This is a genomic window from Desulfonatronum thiodismutans (assembly GCF_000717475.1).
GTDB classification, from domain to species: Bacteria; Desulfobacterota; Desulfovibrionia; order Desulfovibrionales; family Desulfonatronaceae; genus Desulfonatronum; species Desulfonatronum thiodismutans.
The window spans coordinates 387,714-403,658 of sequence record NZ_JPIK01000005.1 but is presented as its reverse complement, the minus strand read 5'-3'; the positions used below and the strand labels follow the sequence as shown (position 1 = coordinate 403,658).

Here is a 15,945-nt window from a genome sequence, read left to right as displayed (position 1 = left end):
CATAGTGATCGATAATTCCAGCGTGGGGCTGGACATAAAATCGCGTGAATCAACGCCACAACCGGAGAGTATTTCTGAACAGTCACATCTGAAATTGGAGGATCATATGGCCAAGGACTTTTTCGTCGTGGTCGAGAAAGATGAGGACGGCTTTTTTGTCGGTGAAGTTCCAAGCTTACGAGCCTGTTACGCGCAGGGACGAACCATGGAAGAGATGTTGAGTAACATCCAGGAAGTCATTGAGATGTGCATTGAAGAACCCTACTCGCAAAACGAATTCATTGGAGTCCAAAAGGTGAGCATTGATTATGAACCTTCCCATGCTCACGTCTGAAGAGGTTCTCAAGGCGCTGAAGAGGCAAGGCTTTTTGGTTGTCCGCCAGCGTGGCAGCCATGTCCGACTGCGTCATCAGGATGGACGTACGGTAACAGTCCCTTCTCATTCCTGTCAGGATGTCGGCAAAGGCCTTTTAAGGAAAATCCTGAGAGATGCCGAGCTTTCCTTTGACGATCTGTTGAAATGAGAGGGTTAATTTTGATTACCAGCCGAGTAGCTGAATAGAGAAATGACCATGGACCGCTTCCACCCCATCCCCCACGACCAACTTCTGGCTTCCATGCTCGACGAACTCGAGCACGGACAAATCCTGGGCATTCCCAAGGCCTGTTTCTTCCGGCCAAGCCCCGAAGATCCCTTCACCATGGCCCGCTACGGCCAACGCCTGGAAACGCCCATCGGCGCGGCCGCCGGGCCGCATACCCAGTTGGCCCGCAATCTGGTGGCCGCCTGGTTGTGCGGGGGACGGTATCTGGAATTGAAGACCGTTCAGATTCTGGACGAACTGACCCTGGCCAGACCGTGCATCGACATGCGCGACGAGGGTTACAACTGCGAATGGTCCCAGGAACTCAAGCTGGAGCAGTCCTTTGACGAGTACCTGCACGGCCTGTTGCTGATCCTGGCCCTGCGCCGAAAAATGATTTTTCCCGCCAGCGAGGACGGACGCGATCCCGGTTTCATCCTGAACATGAGCGCGGGGTACGATCTGGCCGGGATTACCAGTCCGGCCATGACCCGCTTCCTGGACCGCATGGCCCACTGTCCGGAGGACATGGCCGAGGCCGCGACGCGCTTGTCCCGCGTCTGCCCCGAACTGGCCGAGGTGGAACTGCCCGACGGAGTCAGCACCAGCCTGACCATCTCCACCATGCACGGCTGCCCCCCGGACGAGATCCAGCGCATTGCCCTGCATTTCATCGAGGACCGGGGGCTGCACACCACCTTGAAGCTCAACCCCACCCTGCTCGGGCCGGAACGGGTCCGCGCCCTGCTCCAGGGACTGGGCTGGGACCTGGAGGTGCCGGATGCGGTTTTCGCCAAGGACCTGTCCCTGGGCCAGGCTTTGCCCATCATCCGCTCCCTGTCCGCCGCGGCCCGCAAGCGGGGCGTGGAGTTCAACCTCAAGCTGACCAACACCCTGCCCTGCGTGAACCGCTCGGCCTTGCCCGAGGCGGAACAGCAGGTCTATTGCAGCGGCCGCCCCCTGCATCCCCTGGCCGTACACGTCGCCTTGCTGCTGCGGGAACACCTAGGAGGGCAACAGGACTCCAAACCGGAGAATACCGGAGCAAACGTCGAAGGCTGTCCGCCCATGTCCTTCTGCGCCGGGGCCGACGCCTTCAACATTCCGGACCTGCTGGCCGCCGGGCTGGGACCGGTGACGACATGCAGCGACCTGCTCAAACCCGGCGGTTACGCCCGGTTGCGTCAATACCTGGACGTTCTGATGGAACGGATGGCCGCTGCCGGAGCCGGAAGTCTGGAGCAATGGCAAGCCCGCGGCCCAGGCCTCGCCGCCCATGCCCGGACCACGGCCACGGCCCACCGCTATGCCAAAAAGGCCAAGCCCCGGGCGGACGTAAAAATCCCCCGCCCCTTGCCCCGCCGGGACTGCTTCACCGCGCCCTGCACCGCGGCCTGCGCCGCTGGGCAGGACATCCCGGCCTACCTGGCCCACCTGGCGCAAAACGCCCCCCAGGCCGCGCTGGCCACCATCCGGGCCACCAACCCCCTGGCCCATCACCTGGGCCTGGCCTGCGACGCCCTGTGCCGCAAGCGCTGCGCACGGGGCAACCTGGACATCCCTTTACGCATCCGGGAGGCCAAGGCCGCGGCAGCCCGTATGGGAGGGTCTGCTTCAGCGAGTTCACCCTACCACTCGCGAGCCGCTAGCCAAGCCTCCGTGGCAGTTCACGGCCTGAACGCCCGGAGCGTTAGTTGCGCCGGGATACTGATCCAGGCCGGAGTGGATGTGGCCCTGCTCGTACCGGAGAACGCCCTCCAAGCGGATGAAGCCACACCCGCCAAACGCGCCCTGCTCGCGGATCTCGCCGACCTGAGCGTCTTGAGCCGACAAAACACCTCTCCAGCCGAGACGCGATGCGGAACGCTCATTGTCCTTGTGGGCGCGGCACAGAACCAACCGAAGAGCGACCACATCTTCACCTTTGACGCCCCCCTGCCCACCGGCCCCGCCAGCCTGCCCAAGGCCGTGGCCATGGGCCGCGAGGCCGCGCAAGTCTATTTGCGATCCAGAGGCTTCAGTCCAAGGCTTACGCCTCACCCCGACGCCGACATTGCAACCCTTCGCCTGGCTCGGCATGTCCGCGATTTCGGCCCATACGCCGATCCTGACTCCGGGTCTCGGAAAGTCACCGACGACGAGGCCATGCCCTTGGAGGCCGCCCGCTGCCTGCGCTGCGACAGTCTGTGCGAAATCTGCGTCACGGTCTGCCCCAACCGGGCCATCGTGGCCTTGCCGTCCTTCCTCGGTCCCATTACCGGTGGCGACGTCCATCGCGCCCCGGACGGCAAACCCGCCATCCGGATCACGGAAACCCGCCCCCTGGCCGACCGTACCCAGATCGTGATCCTGGCCGACGCCTGCAACACCTGCGGCAACTGCGCCACCTTCTGCCCCTCCTCGGGCGCGCCCTTCAGGGACAAGCCGCGCTTTCACCTGACCAGAGCCAGCTTCGAGGACGAGCAGAACGGCTATTTCCCGGCCACCCCGAACCGCATGGAAATCCTGCACCACGGCGCCCCGGCCAGCCTGACCCGCACCGCCGAAGGCCTGCGCTACGAAAGCAATTCTTTGACCCTCACCCTCAACCCGGATACGTTGAGCCCCATTGATGCCGACCTGCCATCGCACACGGATCAGGCCGACATTGGACCAGCCATGGAGGCGGGATTGCTGTTCACAATGATCATGGGGTTGCCGATTGCTCCCTGCTGAACACCGTGTATCCAGTACAGGAAAACAGCTCATGGTGAATATCGACAAGCATATCTCATATTGGCGAAAGGGCGCTGATGAGGACTTTGAGGTTGCGACGCAACTCGTGGATTCAGGAAAAATTCGGCATGGACTTTTCTTTCTGCACCTCTCCCTCGAAAAGATCATCAAAGCCCACATCTGCCTCAACACCGGCGACATTGCACCTAAAATGCATAATCTCAGCGTATTAGCCGAAATGTCAGGCATCGATTTTCTACAAGAACAATTGGATTTTCTCGCCGAAATGAATCCACTCAATATCGAAGGTCGCTACCCAGATACCTGGGGACTGCTTCCTTCGCGCACCGAGGCGCATATGTTAGTGCAAAAATCCGGAGAAATGCTTCTATGGATGATGAATCAACTCAAATTGCCGTAAAAAACTACCTGAAAGAACTGACTCGCCTCGGCATTCCAGTCAGTTTCGGGGTAATGTACGGTTCCCGTGCCCGCAATGACTTTCATCGCTGGAGCGATATTGATCTTCTTGTCGTATCCCCGGCCTACGACACGCCATACAGCCGGGAAGACATCAATCTGCTTTGGCGAACAGCCGCACGGACGGACAGTCGGATTGAACCGCTGCCCGTTGGGTTGAACCGCTGGAAGACGGATGATGAAAGCACCATTATCGAATGCGCGCGTCGCGAAGGCGTTCAGATTACTGTGTAAAAAACGAACAATATCCTTCTTTAATTTTCTTACGTATTCTCATGCCCCTACCCAATACACCAGCCTCCCCAACCATCCTCATCCGCGGAGCCGGAGACCTGGCAACCGGCGTTGCCTTGGAGCTGCACGAGGCCGGTCTGCGGCATCTGCTTTTATTGGAACGGGATCACCCGTTGGCCGTGCGGAGGCTGGTGGCGTTTTCCGAGGCGGTTTTTGTGGGTCGGATTGACATGGAGGGGATTGCAGCCGTTCGGATCGACGCTTCGGACCAAGCCGCGGCAGCCTGGACCAAGGGCGAAATTCCGGTTCTTGTTGATCCGGACATGGCCTGCCTGAAGCAATTTCAGCCCCATGTCCTGGTTGACGCCCTGCTGGCCAAGCGCAATACCGGGGTGCATCGCGGCCTGGCTCCTCTGGTCATCGGTTTGGGGCCGGGCTTCACCGCCGGAAAGGACGTCCACTGCGTAGTGGAAACCCATCGCGGGCATGGCCTCGGGGAAATCCGCACCACCGGCTCGGCCTTTCCGAACACTGGCATTCCGGGTCCGGTGCTGGGCAAGTCTCTGGAGCGGCTTTTGCGCGCGCCCCGGGACGGCGTCTTTACGGCCTGCCGGGCCATCGGCGACATGGTCCAGGAGGGGGAGACCGTGGGCCAGGTGGAAGCGCACGGGGCCGTCGCCCCGGTGACGGCCCTGACCTCCGGGGTGATTCGCGGCCTGCTGCGCTCCGGCGTCGCGGTCGAAACAGGCTTGAAACTGGGCGACGTGGACCCCAGGGGCGAAACATGGCGTTGCCGCCGCGTTTCGGACAAGGCCAGGGCCGTGGGCCGGGGCGTGCTGCAAGCCGTTCTCGTTCATCTGGACGGTCTCCGGGCCGGGACTGTTCCCGGCCTTGAGCCTCGCCTTGAGCCTGATTCGGGCCAGATCCCGCCGAAGTCCCATCCTGAACCATCAACCGTACCCATCCACCTCGGGAGAACCGGATGAGCATCGGACAACCCGTCAAGCGTCTGGACGCCGAAGCCAAGGTCACGGGCCGGGCCCGGTACACCGAAGACCTGCTCCCAACGGGCATACTCTCGGCCGTGTATATCCGAAGCACCGTAGCCCACGGCCGGGTTCTGGCCATGGACCTTTCCGCAGCCCTGGCCCTGCCCGGCGTGGAGGCCGTTTTCACCCATGCCGACGTGCCCAAGCTGCTCTATGCCCCGGCCGGGCATCCCTACTCCCTGGACCCGGAACACGCCGACGTGGCCGACCGCCTGCTGCTCACCGAGCATGTCCGCTTTCACGGCGACGAAATCTGCGTGGTGGTGGCCCGGGACGAACTCACGGCCCAACGCGCCGCGGCTCTGGTCGCGGTTTCCTACGAGGAACTCCCGGTGCTCACCGATCCACGGGAGGCCATGGTCGACGGGGCTCCGGCCATCCATCCCGACGGCAATATCGTCAAGCAAACCGGATTCAGCGTGGGCGGGGACGTGGATGCTCTCCTTGCCCAGGCCGACGTGGTGGTGGAGGGCGAGTACCAGACCCCGGTGACCCAGCACTGCCACATGGAACCCGTGGTGGCCCACGCCTATATGGAGGACATGGACCGGATCACCGTGGTTACCTCCACCCAGATCCCGCACATCTGCCGTCGGGTTGTGGGCCAGGCCCTGGGCATGGACTGGAGCCGGGTGCGGATCGTCAAGCCGTATGTGGGCGGCGGGTTCGGTGCCAAGCAGGACGTGCTCCTGGAGCCCATGGTCGCCTTCCTGGCCTGGAAGCTGGGCCGACCGGTGCGCATGGCCCTGAACCGGGAGGAAAGCATGATCACCCGCACCCGCCATGCCATGCGTATCCGGACCAAGGCGGGCTTTTCCCGGGACGGACGACTGCTGGTCATGGACATGGACGCCGTTTCCAACACCGGAGGCTACGCCTCCCACGGCCATTCCGTGGTCTCCGCGGGCGGGGGCAAACTGTGCAGCATGTATCCCCACGCCGCGGTGCGCTTCCAGGCGGCCACGGTCTACACCAATCTGCCCATTGCCGGAGCCATGCGCGGCTACGGCTCGCCCCAGATCATCTTTGCCTGCGAATGTCTGCTGGAGGATGCGGCCAGGGCCCTGGACATGGATCCCCTGGACCTGCGCCTGATCAATGCAGGCCGCCCCGGAGACGTCAATCCCCGCTCCGGCAAGCCCATCGAAACCCACGGCCTGGCCGACTGCCTGCGCCTGGGTCGGGATCGGTTCCACTGGGACGAACGCCGTGCCGCTACCCAGGCCACGCAAGCCGATCCGGAAAAACGGCGCGGCGTAGGCGTGGCCTGTTTCAGTTTTAATTCCGGAGTCTATCCGGTGGGCGTGGAAATTTCCGGGGTCCGCCTGACCCTGACCCAGGACGGCTGCGTGACGCTCCAGGCCGGGGCCACGGAAATCGGCCAAGGCGCGGACACGGTCTTCGCCCAGATGGCCGCTTCGGTCCTGGACCTGCCCCTGACTTCGATGCGCGTGGTCTCCACCCAGGACACGGACGTGACGCCCTTTGATCCCGGGGCCTTTGCCTCCCGCCAGACCTACGTGGTCGGACCGGCGGTCAAGGCCGCGGCCCTGGAACTGCGCGCAAAAATCCTGGACCATGCCGCGCTGATGACCGGATATCCGGCTCCGGCCCTGGCCCTGGAAGACGGCTTCGTGGTCGCGGCCCGCCGGCCCTCGCGGGTCTTCATGAGCCTGAACGAGCTTGCCCTGGACGCCTACTACCACAAGGAACGGGGCGGCCAGCTCACCGCGGAACGTTCGGTCAAGACCCGGTCCAACGCCCCCTCCTTCGGCTGCACCTTCGTGGAAGTGGAGGTGGACATCCCCCTGTGCCGGGTCCGGGTCACGGACATGCTCAACGTCCACGACTGCGGGGTGGTCATCAACCCGATCACGGCCAGGGGCCAGGCCCAGGGCGGCATGGCCATGGGAATAGGCTGGGCGTTATATGAAGAGCTGCTGGTGGACCCGCGCACCGCCCGGGTGCGCAACAACAACCTGCTGGACTATAAAATGCCCACCTTTCTGGACCTGCCCGATCTGGACGTGGCCTTTGTCCAAACCGCCGAGCCCTCCGGGGGCTTCGGCAACAAGTCCCTGGGCGAACCGCCCCTGCTCTCCCCCGGCCCGGCCATCCGCAACGCGATCTGGGACGCCACCGGGGTCAAGGCCGACTTCATCCCCCTCACCCCCAAGGCCCTTTTCCCGCTGTTCCGGGACGCCGGGTTGCTGGGACCGCGCTGAGGACATCCGCCATGTACGCCTTTGAATCCTATCATCGCGCCCAAAGCCTGACCGAGGCCGTGGAGCTGCTGGCCGCGAATCCGTTCGCCCGGCCCATGGCCGGAGGGACGGACATTCTGGTCCGGCTGCGGGAAGGGCACAAGGACTACGCCAAGATCGTGGACATCCACGGCCTGCCGGAGCTGGAGGGCATCACCGAGGACCGTGGCGAACTGCGCATCGGCTCGGGCACGACCTTTGCCGTGCTGATGGCCTCGCCCCTGGCGGCCCGCCTGGCCCCGGTGCTCATTGAGGCCGCGGGCTGGGTGGCCGGGCCGCAGATCCGCAACACGGCCACCATAGGCGGGAACATCTGCAACGGCTCAGCCTGCGCGGATTCCGCGGCCCCACTTTTGATCCTCAACGCCCACCTGGACCTGATCGGCCCGGAGGGCAAACGGATGATCCCCCTGCGCGGGTTTCACCTCGGCCCGGGCCGGGTGGAGCTGCGTCAAGGGGAAATCCTGCGCTCGGTCCGGGTCAAGCCCGAACCGGGTCAGGGCCAGGGCCTGGGCACGGCCTACGTCAAGTATTCCATGCGCCAGGCCATGGACATCGCCACCATTGGCTGCGGCGCGGGCGTCCGCCTGCGGGACGGACGGCCCGATGGAATCGTGGACGAGCTGCGTCTGGCCTTCACCGTGGCCGCGCCCACCCCGGTGCGCTGCCCTTCGGCCGAGGCCGCGGCCATGGGCCTGCCTCTGAATGAGGCCATTCAGGCCGCTGTCGCGGCCCTGGAACAGGATGTCTCCCCCCGCACTTCCTGGCGGGCGGCAGGAGATTTCCGGATGCATATCATCCGCACCCTGGCCGGAAGAATGATCCGCACCGCCGCGGAGCGCTTTGCCATGCACGTCGCCAAACACGTCGCCAAATAATTCGAGGTCCGGACATGCTGACCATCTCCTGCTCCATTAATGATCGCCCCTACGAACTGACCATCGATCCCCGGGCCTCACTCCTGGATATGCTCCGGGACCAGGGCCTGACCAGCGTCAAACAAGGCTGTGGCATGGGCGAGTGCGGGGCCTGCACCGTGCTGGTGGACGACGTGGCCGTGAACGCCTGCCTGTATCTGGCGACCTGGGTTCACGGCAAACGCATCCGCACAGTGGAGGGGGAGGTGAAAAACGGCCAACTTTCCCCGGTCCAGCAAGCCTACGTGGATGCCGGGGCCGTGCAGTGCGGGTTCTGCACCCCGGGGCTGATCATGACCACCACCGCCTTTGTGGAGGCCTGCCGCGACAAGTTCCGCAATCCGGAGGACATCACTCCGGAAGACATCCGGCGGGCCCATGCCGGAAACCTCTGCCGCTGCACGGGCTACGACACCATTGTTCAGGCCGTGCGCCAATCCCTCGGCCAGCCCGCCTCAGCACAAGATCTCACCAAGTCATCGCCACCTTGATCCCAACCGCACCGGACGAACTCTACCTGCCGGACGCAACGGTCGTTGCTCTGGTGGGCGCGGGCGGCAAGACCAGCCTGATGCAGTCCATGGCCGCCCATGCCGTGGCCTCGGGCCAAACCGTGATCCGGACCACAACCACCAAGCTGGCTGGCGATACGGATAACCCTTTTTTTTGGGATGGACGAAAGACGTCGCTTCCCTTGATCCAAACCCGACTCTCCCGCAACCGGTCCCTGACCCTGGTCCGGGACCGGGATCCCACCACAGGCAAACTCATCGGCCTTGCTCCCGAAGCCGTGGACCTCCTGGCCGCCTCCAGCCTGGCCGACCGCATCTTCGTGGAGGCCGACGGCGCACGCGGCAAATCGATCAAGGCCCCGGCGGGCCATGAGCCCGTTATTCCTCGCTCCACGAACAAGGTGATCGGCGTCGTGGGCGCTGAGGCGTTAGGCGCACCCATGGACGAGACGCATGCTTTTCGCCCCGAGCGACTGGCCGCGATCAGTGACGCGCATCCCGCCGGCTCCGTGGATGCCCACGCCCTGGCCCGCCTGGTAACGCATCCCCAAGGGTTGTTCAAAAGCACCCCGCCATCCCCGTGTCGGCGCATCCTCTTCGTCAACAAGATGGACAGGGTCGGTGAGGCTGCATGGAACATGCTGGCCCAGGCTCGACGACTCGTCGGAGCGGCGCATCAGGACGGATCGGGATTCGCGATGCAATGGTTCGCGGGGTCAGTCAACGAGGGGTGGCTGCGGCCCGTGGACTAGGGTTGAATCCCGGCTGTTCAAAAGCGCCTGGTAGTCTTCGACCGTGTCCACGTCCCGCAACACCCCGGCATCCTCCACGTCCACCAGATGCAGACACGCATCCGAATGATCCAGAAGCGCACGTGCTCCGACGTCTCCATCCAGAGTCATGACCCGTGGGAACCATGCCCTGGGGATGCAGACCGGGTTGCCCCGTCGCCCATCATACCGCGGTGCGACAAAGGATCGCGGATCGCCTCGAAACGCCTCGGCCAAGGCCGTTAAGGTTTCCAACCGCACCAGAGGTTGATCGCCCAGCAAGACCAGCGCTCCGAGCATGTCGCCCCCCTCTTTCTTTTCCACGTCGTCTAGTCCGGCCAGCCCCGCCCGCAGGCTCCGAGCTTGGCCGCGGTTCCAGTCAGTTGCCTGGATGATCCGCAAGGTGCTATCCACGTCCTTCAGGGCGTGGCCCACCTCGGCGGCGTTACAGCCGGTCACGACCACCACCGGATCGCAGACCGCCAAGGCTTTACGGAGCACATGGACCACCAGCGGCTCGCCGCGGTACGGCAGCAACAGCTTGCCCCCAAGCCCGCCGCCCATCCGCCGACCGGCCCCGGCCGCCAGGATCAAGCCGGCTATCTTGTTCATTCGCGATCCTTGCCAACCCAACAGTATTTCATTCCCCACCCCTCACCATTTTGCACGGAGGCAGCATGCAGCTCATGATCCGAGGAGCAACCGTGGTCAACGCCGACCACTCCGCCAGGGCTGAGATCCTCGTTTCCCACGGAAAGATTCTCGACGTGGGGCGTGACCTGGACATCCCTTCCGGCACCCGCATCGTGGACGCCGACGGTCTGCTGGCCCTGCCCGGCGGCATCGACCCGCACACCCACCTGGACATGCCCATTGCCGGAACCCGCACTGCTGACGATTTTGAACAGGGCGGACGGGCCGCCCTGGCCGGGGGGACTACGACGGTCATCGACTTTGTCATCCCTCGTCAGGGGCAATCCCTGCTCAATGCCTTCGACCAATGGATGGACCTGGCCCGCACCGCCACCTGCGACTACTCCTTCCACGTGGCCGTGACCTGGTTCGACGCGAGTGTTGCCCAGGAAATGGGCGTACTGGCCAGGGAGAGTGGGGTCAATTCCTTCAAGCACTACATGGCTTACAAAGGCACGGTGATGCTCGACCCGGAGCAGATGCCGGACAGCTTTGCCCGCGCCGGGGAACTGGGCTGCCTGTGCACCGTGCATGCCGAAAATGCCGAGATCATCCCCTTTCTGCAACGCAAGCTCCTGGCCCAGGGCGTGACCCACCCACGGGGGCACCATCTTTCCCACCCCCAGTCCGGCGAAGCCGACGCCACCTGGCGGGCCATCGCCGTGGCTGAGGCCGCGGACGTGCCATTGTATGTGGTCCATCTTTCCTGCGCCCAGGCCCTGGACGCGGTGGTCGCGGCCCGGGCCCGCGGCCTGCCCGTGTTCGCGGAATGCCTGGGCGGCCATCTTGCCGTGGACGCGTCAGTTTACGAGCAGGATGACGCCCAAGCCGCGGCCCGCTTCGTGATGAGCCCGCCGTTCCGGCCAAAACAGGATCGAGAAGCCCTGTGGAACGGGCTGGCAACCGGGGTCATCCAGGTGACGGCCAGCGACAACTGCGCCTTTACGGACGCCCAGCGCTCCGGGGGACTCGGCGATTTCTCCAAACTGCCCAGCGGCACGCCGGGACTGGAGGATCGGATGCGGGTGGTCTGGGACGGCGGCGTGGCTCAGGGTCGCCTGACACCGGAGCAATTCGTGGCCGTGACCTCCACCAACGCGGCCCGGCTGTTCAACATTTACCCGCGCAAAGGCTGCATCCTCCCCGACGCGGACGCGGACATCGTGCTCTGGGATCCGAAGGTCGAACATACGGTCAGCGCCAAGACCCATCACCATGCCGTGGACTATAGCGTGTTCGAGGGCATGACCTTTCGCGGTGGGCCGGTGGCCACTTACCTGGCGGGACGCGAGGTGTTTCGCGAAGGCCTCGTCAGCGCCGAACCGGGCATCGGCCGGCACATTCCCCGACCGACTTTTTTACCTGGATTCAACTCCCTTCGAGACTTGCTGGAGAAGTAACGACAAAGGGGCCTCCCTTTCCGAACTCGCATACCTCCTCTGCTCCGCCGAAACCCTTTCAAGCTCCAGACGTAAAAAAGCGCCCCTCTCCTCACGGAAAGGGGCGCTTTCTTTTTCAAAGCCTCAGTGGTTCTTAGGCCTGATTCAGCTTCCGCTCCTGCGGGAAGACCGGAAGGTAGCGGTAAGCCAAGCTTAGGATTAGTGCGCCGTAGGCGATGACCGCCAACGAAGGAGCCCATTCCGCCCATGTCGGCACATAGACGTACCAGCGGTCGAAAGGCATGACCGGGTGGGCCAGAGTTTGGGCAGTTTGGACGTAACGGTTGATAATCACCCCAATACCAACCATGGTGCACGCGGAGTAGAGTATCCAAGGCGTATTGCGGGTCTTGGAGTAGAGCAGCAGGACAGCGGGGAACAGGCCGAAAACGACCAATTCAGAGAACAGCAGCCATTTGCCGTAGGCCACGCCGTAGAACACTTCACTGAAGGTTAAACCGGACCGGGGCAGGATGCCAGTGGCCCAGGCCCACGTGTCCAGATACTTGAAGACCAAATAGATGGCCAGCATGGTACCGGAAATCTTGCCCATGAGGGCCTTGACGCTGAAGTCCACCAGCTTGCGGCCGGTCATCTTTTCCATCAGCGTGGCGACCAGCATGGTGAAGCCCGGTCCTGAGGCCACGGCGGAAAGGATGAACAGGAAGAAGGTCCAGGGCCAGATGAAGAAGCCTTCTCGAAAGGCGTAGGGCCGGGAGAACAGCACGCCGTACATGCCGCCCAGGGAGCCCTGGTGGAAGAAGGACAGGAAGGCCCCGACGCCGGCGAACAAGGGCATGATCACGTGGAAATTGTGGGCCATGTGATGCAGGAACTTGATCTTGTTCAGCTTGCGGTTCTCCAGAATGATCGGAATGAACTCGATGGTCAGCACCAGCATGTAGCAGGTGATGCAAAAGATTACTTCCGTGAGCATGGAATGGACGTTGGGGTGCCAGAAACCGAACCAGGCCCTGAGCGGCTGGCCGACTTCCAGGGTCAGGATCAGCAACGCGCCGGAGTAGCAAATGAAGCCGATGATCACCGCCAGGTTGATGATGTTCTTCAGGCCTTCGACCCGCACCAAGTAATACAGGAGCCCGCTGAAAAAGGCTCCGGCTCCGAGGGCGATCACGGCGAGGTCGAAGATGATGTACAAGCCAAAGGCGAAGTAGTTGTCCATGCCCGTGACGATCAATCCGCCGGCCCAGACCACGTAGGCGGCGTAAACGCCCCAGGCCAGTACGGCGAAAATGACCGCCAGCCAGGCAATGAACAGCTTCAAGGAGCAACGCTGGACCCCTTCGGGCCACAATTCTTTATCACTCATGGTCTAGACCCCTCCGACCGTTTCATGTTCAAGGTAGTTGTCGCCCTGCTTCCGAACCCATTCCCGCTTGCTGTAGTAATAGACCTGGGGCTTGGTGTTCAGGCGCTCCAACAGCCGAAACGCATACGGACTTTTGGAAAGCTTGTGGACCTTGTGCTCCGGATTCTCCAGGTCGCCGAAAACCATGGCCCCGGTGGGACACATCTCCACGCAGGCCGGGATGTAATCGCCTTCGTTCAGGGCGTTGGGGTCGCGCCCCTCGATCCGAGCTTTGTCCCTGGCGTACATATAGCGATGGTGACAGAACAGACACTTTTCCACCACGCCCCGGGGCCGGGTGGAGACGTCGGGAGTGAGGGTCTTTTCCATGCCTTCAGGCCAGACCGGATCTTGCCAGTTGAAGTACCGGGCATGGTAGGGGCAGGCGGCCATGCAGTACCGGCAGCCGATGCACCGGGCGTTGACCTGGCTGACGATCCCGCCTTCCTGGTTCTTGTCCGTGGCGATGACCGGGCAGACCGGCACGCAGTTCGGTTTTCCGCACTGCAAACACGGGCGGGGCATGTAGGCCACGTCGTGATTCGGATAGGGCTGCTTGTTGGAGAGCTGGTAGACCAACATCCAGGTCAGACTATAACGCTTGTCCGAGGCGTCCACCGGCGGGGCAATGTTGTTTTCCGCCTGGCAGGCGACCATGCAGGCCCCACAGCCGGTGCAGCGGTCCAGGTCGATGACCATTCCCCACTTGATTTTGAATTCCTTGAGATACAAAACCATATGCTCAACCTTCCTTTAGGCTTTGGCGATGCGCACACGGGAATCGGCCCAGACGGCCAGATTGCTCCCCGGTTCGGTACGTACCGTCAACACTTTGTAGATGTTGTCTCCCTTGTTCCGGCTGAACTTGTCCCAAGCCGTGTGGCCGAATCCCAGCGGAGCGGCGACCATGTTCCGGCCCACGCCCTCGAAGATGCGCACTTTGGCCAAACAGGAGCCGTTGGGGCCGGTCAGCTTGACCTTGTCCTCGGCTTGCAAACCGTAGGCGCGGGCCGTGGCGGAGTTCATCCAGACGTAGAACACATCGCCCTGGATTTCCTGTTCGCCCAAAAGCGGCAGGCAAAAGGGCGGGATGGCAATGTGCCTGGAACCGTAGGTCCGGCTGTCCATTGCCGCCAGGCTGACCGGGAAGGTCCAGTCCTCGGCGTCCGGGGGAGCGGTCTGGGAAATGATCGTAGAGCCGAGCTGCATGGCGGTGGGGAAGGGTTCCTGGATGGAAGCCCAAAACGAGCCCCGGGAAATATTCCGCCACAAATTGCCCGAAGCCGCGGCGGGAGCCTTGCCGGCTCTGGCCTCCCAAGGCTGAACCTTGTCCGTGAAGAAGCCTTCCAGCTCGCTCAGAGCGGCGACCTTGGCCTCCAGGACCTTGTCGAAGGAATCGTATCCAAGATCGATGTCCAGAGCCTTGGCCACGCTCAATAAGACATCACCCGTGGGCTTGGTGTCGAAAATGGGCTGGCGGATTACGGGACGCGTCAGGCTGTAGCTGGCGAAACCGGAGCCGTAAGGCGTCTGGACGTCGTCCAACCGCTCGATGAAGGTCGGCGTGGGCAGCAGCAGATCCGCCTGAGCGGCAGTTTCATCATAGAACGTGCTGAAGCTGACCAGATAGGCGCCGTCGAAGGCCTTGGCCGCCACGTCGGGCTGCGGCAGGGCAAAGAGCGGATTGGCTTCGTAGACCAGATAGACGCCCGGCTTGCTCACTTTGCCCTCGGCCACGCCCTGAACATAAGCGACCAGATCCTTGGCGCGAACCAGGGCCGGGGCCTTGGCTCCTTCAACCACCTTGGGCAGATCCGGCAGGACTTGAATCCCACCGACGGAGTTGACGTTGTCGAACAGCATGTTCAGGCTTAAGGCCGCGGCGAAGTTGAACACGCCGCCGCCCTGGGCGATGGAGGACCCTGGGATAACCAGCGGCTTGTCCGCGGCGCGCAGTTTCCGGGCCAATTCGGCAACCTGCTCCGGTGCCACGCCGGTCAGGCGTTCGACGTATTCCGGGGTGTAGCGATTGATGACGAAATTGCGATAGGCAAAAAAGTCATGGGCCTGGGGAGCTGTCATCCCGCCCTGCAGGAGATGGTAGGCGATGCCCAGAGCCAGAACGCCCTCCATGCCCGGAGCAACGGAGATCCACTGGTCGGCCGCGCCGCCCGTGACGTTCTGCGTTGGCCCGACGTAGACGTATTCCGCGGAGGCGTCCTCGCCTACGGGATGCGCCGCGCCGTAAGCCTTCTTGTTCCGCACGGCGGTGCCCCAGCTGTCCAGCAGGTCCGCGCCGAAGGCCAGAATGAAATCCGCGTTTTCGAAATCGTAGCCGATATTTCCTTCCCTAAGGACCTTGGAGGCCACGAGCTGTTCGCCGGGCATCAGGAAGCATCCGTCAGAACCCAGACCACCCAGCAAGGCGGAGAAGAGTTCGTTGATGGTCCCGTTCTCATCCCCGCTGACGCAGACCACGGCGTCCTTCTTGCCTTTCTGCTCGGCCAGCTTTTCCTTGAGCAAGGCCTCGGCCTGGTCCCAGGAAATGGGCTGATGCGTTCCGTCGGCCTGCTTCTGCATCGGCCCTTTGATCCGGGCCGGAGCGTACAGCAGCTGTACGGCAGCCGCGCCCAAGGGACAGATTCCGCCCTGGCTCAGCGGATGGTCGGTCCGCCCTTCAGCGGCCACCGGACGGCCGCCAGCGGTGCGAATGTTCAGGCCGCAACCGGCGGGGCAGAGCTTGCAGGTGGTCGCGGCATAGGCCCGCGGTCCATACTCCAGCCGGGGAATCCACGGCCAGTTCTGGGTCCAGATGGCCGTGTCGTCGATGGATTTCCAAATCACCGGGGTGAACAGGGTTCCCGCGACACCCCCGGCAGCAAACGTGAGAAAACTTCTCCGATTAAGTGCCATTTTATA

Annotated in this window: 15 protein-coding genes; 11 read left to right on the top strand and 4 right to left on the bottom strand. The window is 63.0% G+C overall.

From position 1 onward, the window contains the following. Positions 1 to 106: 106 nt before the first annotated feature. From GY33_RS0105220 to yqeC, 10 genes are read left to right on the top strand one after another with little or no spacing between them, the layout of a single operon-like run. Positions 107 to 334: a type II toxin-antitoxin system HicB family antitoxin gene (locus GY33_RS0105220; protein ID WP_031386327.1), complete on the top strand. Its 228-nt coding sequence runs from the start codon at positions 107 to 109 to the stop codon at positions 332 to 334. Beyond that, on the top strand, positions 321 to 524 hold the full coding sequence (locus GY33_RS0105215) for a type II toxin-antitoxin system HicA family toxin (protein ID WP_233248384.1): 204 nt from the start codon (positions 321 to 323) through the stop codon (positions 522 to 524). The genes GY33_RS0105220 and GY33_RS0105215 overlap by 14 nt, the downstream gene beginning before the upstream one ends. A 48-nt stretch (positions 525 to 572) precedes the next feature. Next, positions 573 to 3,299, top strand: a complete 2,727-nt coding sequence (locus GY33_RS0105210; protein ID WP_152555080.1) for a hypothetical protein — start codon at positions 573 to 575, stop codon at positions 3,297 to 3,299. 31 nt (positions 3,300 to 3,330) lie between these two features. Then, the gene (locus tag GY33_RS18995) at positions 3,331 to 3,720 is read left to right on the top strand and encodes a HEPN domain-containing protein (RefSeq protein ID WP_035271302.1); all 390 of its coding nucleotides are present in this window, start codon (positions 3,331 to 3,333) and stop codon (positions 3,718 to 3,720) included. Continuing rightward, a complete protein-coding gene (locus GY33_RS0105200) occupies positions 3,690 to 4,013 on the top strand; it encodes a nucleotidyltransferase domain-containing protein (protein WP_031386323.1) in 324 nt (107 codons plus the stop codon). The genes GY33_RS18995 and GY33_RS0105200 overlap by 31 nt, the downstream gene beginning before the upstream one ends. A gap of 41 nt (positions 4,014 to 4,054) precedes the next feature. Then, on the top strand, positions 4,055 to 4,999 hold the full coding sequence (gene yqeB, locus GY33_RS0105195) for a selenium-dependent molybdenum cofactor biosynthesis protein YqeB (protein ID WP_051822308.1): 945 nt from the start codon (positions 4,055 to 4,057) through the stop codon (positions 4,997 to 4,999). Further along, the gene (gene xdhA / locus GY33_RS0105190; RefSeq protein WP_031386321.1) at positions 4,996 to 7,287 is read left to right on the top strand and encodes a xanthine dehydrogenase subunit XdhA; all 2,292 of its coding nucleotides are present in this window, start codon (positions 4,996 to 4,998) and stop codon (positions 7,285 to 7,287) included. Before yqeB ends, xdhA begins: the two co-directional genes overlap by 4 nt. An 11-nt stretch (positions 7,288 to 7,298) precedes the next feature. Continuing rightward, the gene (xdhB, locus tag GY33_RS0105185) at positions 7,299 to 8,204 is read left to right on the top strand and encodes a xanthine dehydrogenase subunit XdhB (protein ID WP_031386320.1); all 906 of its coding nucleotides are present in this window, start codon (positions 7,299 to 7,301) and stop codon (positions 8,202 to 8,204) included. Between the two features lie 14 nt (positions 8,205 to 8,218). Then, a complete protein-coding gene (gene xdhC, locus GY33_RS0105180; protein WP_035271300.1) occupies positions 8,219 to 8,734 on the top strand; it encodes a xanthine dehydrogenase iron sulfur-binding subunit XdhC in 516 nt (171 codons plus the stop codon). Next, complete coding sequence (yqeC, locus tag GY33_RS0105175; protein ID WP_051822307.1) at positions 8,731 to 9,507, top strand: selenium cofactor biosynthesis protein YqeC; 777 nt, start codon at positions 8,731 to 8,733, stop codon at positions 9,505 to 9,507. The genes xdhC and yqeC overlap by 4 nt, the downstream gene beginning before the upstream one ends. Here yqeC and GY33_RS0105170 read toward each other — a convergent pair. Then, positions 9,472 to 10,137 (bottom strand): nucleotidyltransferase family protein, encoded by a 666-nt coding sequence (locus GY33_RS0105170; protein WP_051822306.1) that lies wholly within the window; start codon positions 10,135 to 10,137, stop codon positions 9,472 to 9,474. The genes yqeC and GY33_RS0105170 overlap by 36 nt on opposite strands. A 65-nt stretch (positions 10,138 to 10,202) precedes the next feature. On the opposite strand from GY33_RS0105170, the gene hydA reads away from it, so the two are divergent. Beyond that, positions 10,203 to 11,618 (top strand): dihydropyrimidinase, encoded by a 1,416-nt coding sequence (hydA, locus tag GY33_RS0105165; RefSeq protein ID WP_031386316.1) that lies wholly within the window; start codon positions 10,203 to 10,205, stop codon positions 11,616 to 11,618. A gap of 133 nt (positions 11,619 to 11,751) precedes the next feature. On the opposite strand, the gene qrcD is transcribed toward hydA, so the two are convergent. Genes qrcD through qrcB form a run of 3 tightly spaced genes read right to left on the bottom strand, consistent with a single transcriptional unit; the run spans position 11,752 to position 15,939 of the window. Then, positions 11,752 to 12,987: a menaquinone reductase integral membrane subunit QrcD gene (gene qrcD / locus GY33_RS0105160; RefSeq protein WP_031386315.1), complete on the bottom strand. Its 1,236-nt coding sequence runs from the start codon at positions 12,985 to 12,987 to the stop codon at positions 11,752 to 11,754. Between the two features lie 3 nt (positions 12,988 to 12,990). Continuing rightward, positions 12,991 to 13,764: a menaquinone reductase iron-sulfur cluster-binding subunit QrcC gene (gene qrcC / locus GY33_RS0105155; RefSeq protein ID WP_031386314.1), complete on the bottom strand. Its 774-nt coding sequence runs from the start codon at positions 13,762 to 13,764 to the stop codon at positions 12,991 to 12,993. Positions 13,765 to 13,779: 15 nt separating this feature from the next. Continuing rightward, positions 13,780 to 15,939, bottom strand: coding sequence for a menaquinone reductase molybdopterin-binding-like subunit QrcB (gene qrcB / locus GY33_RS0105150; RefSeq protein ID WP_031386313.1), 2,160 nt, complete (start codon positions 15,937 to 15,939; stop codon positions 13,780 to 13,782). Positions 15,940 to 15,945 lie beyond the last annotated feature (6 nt).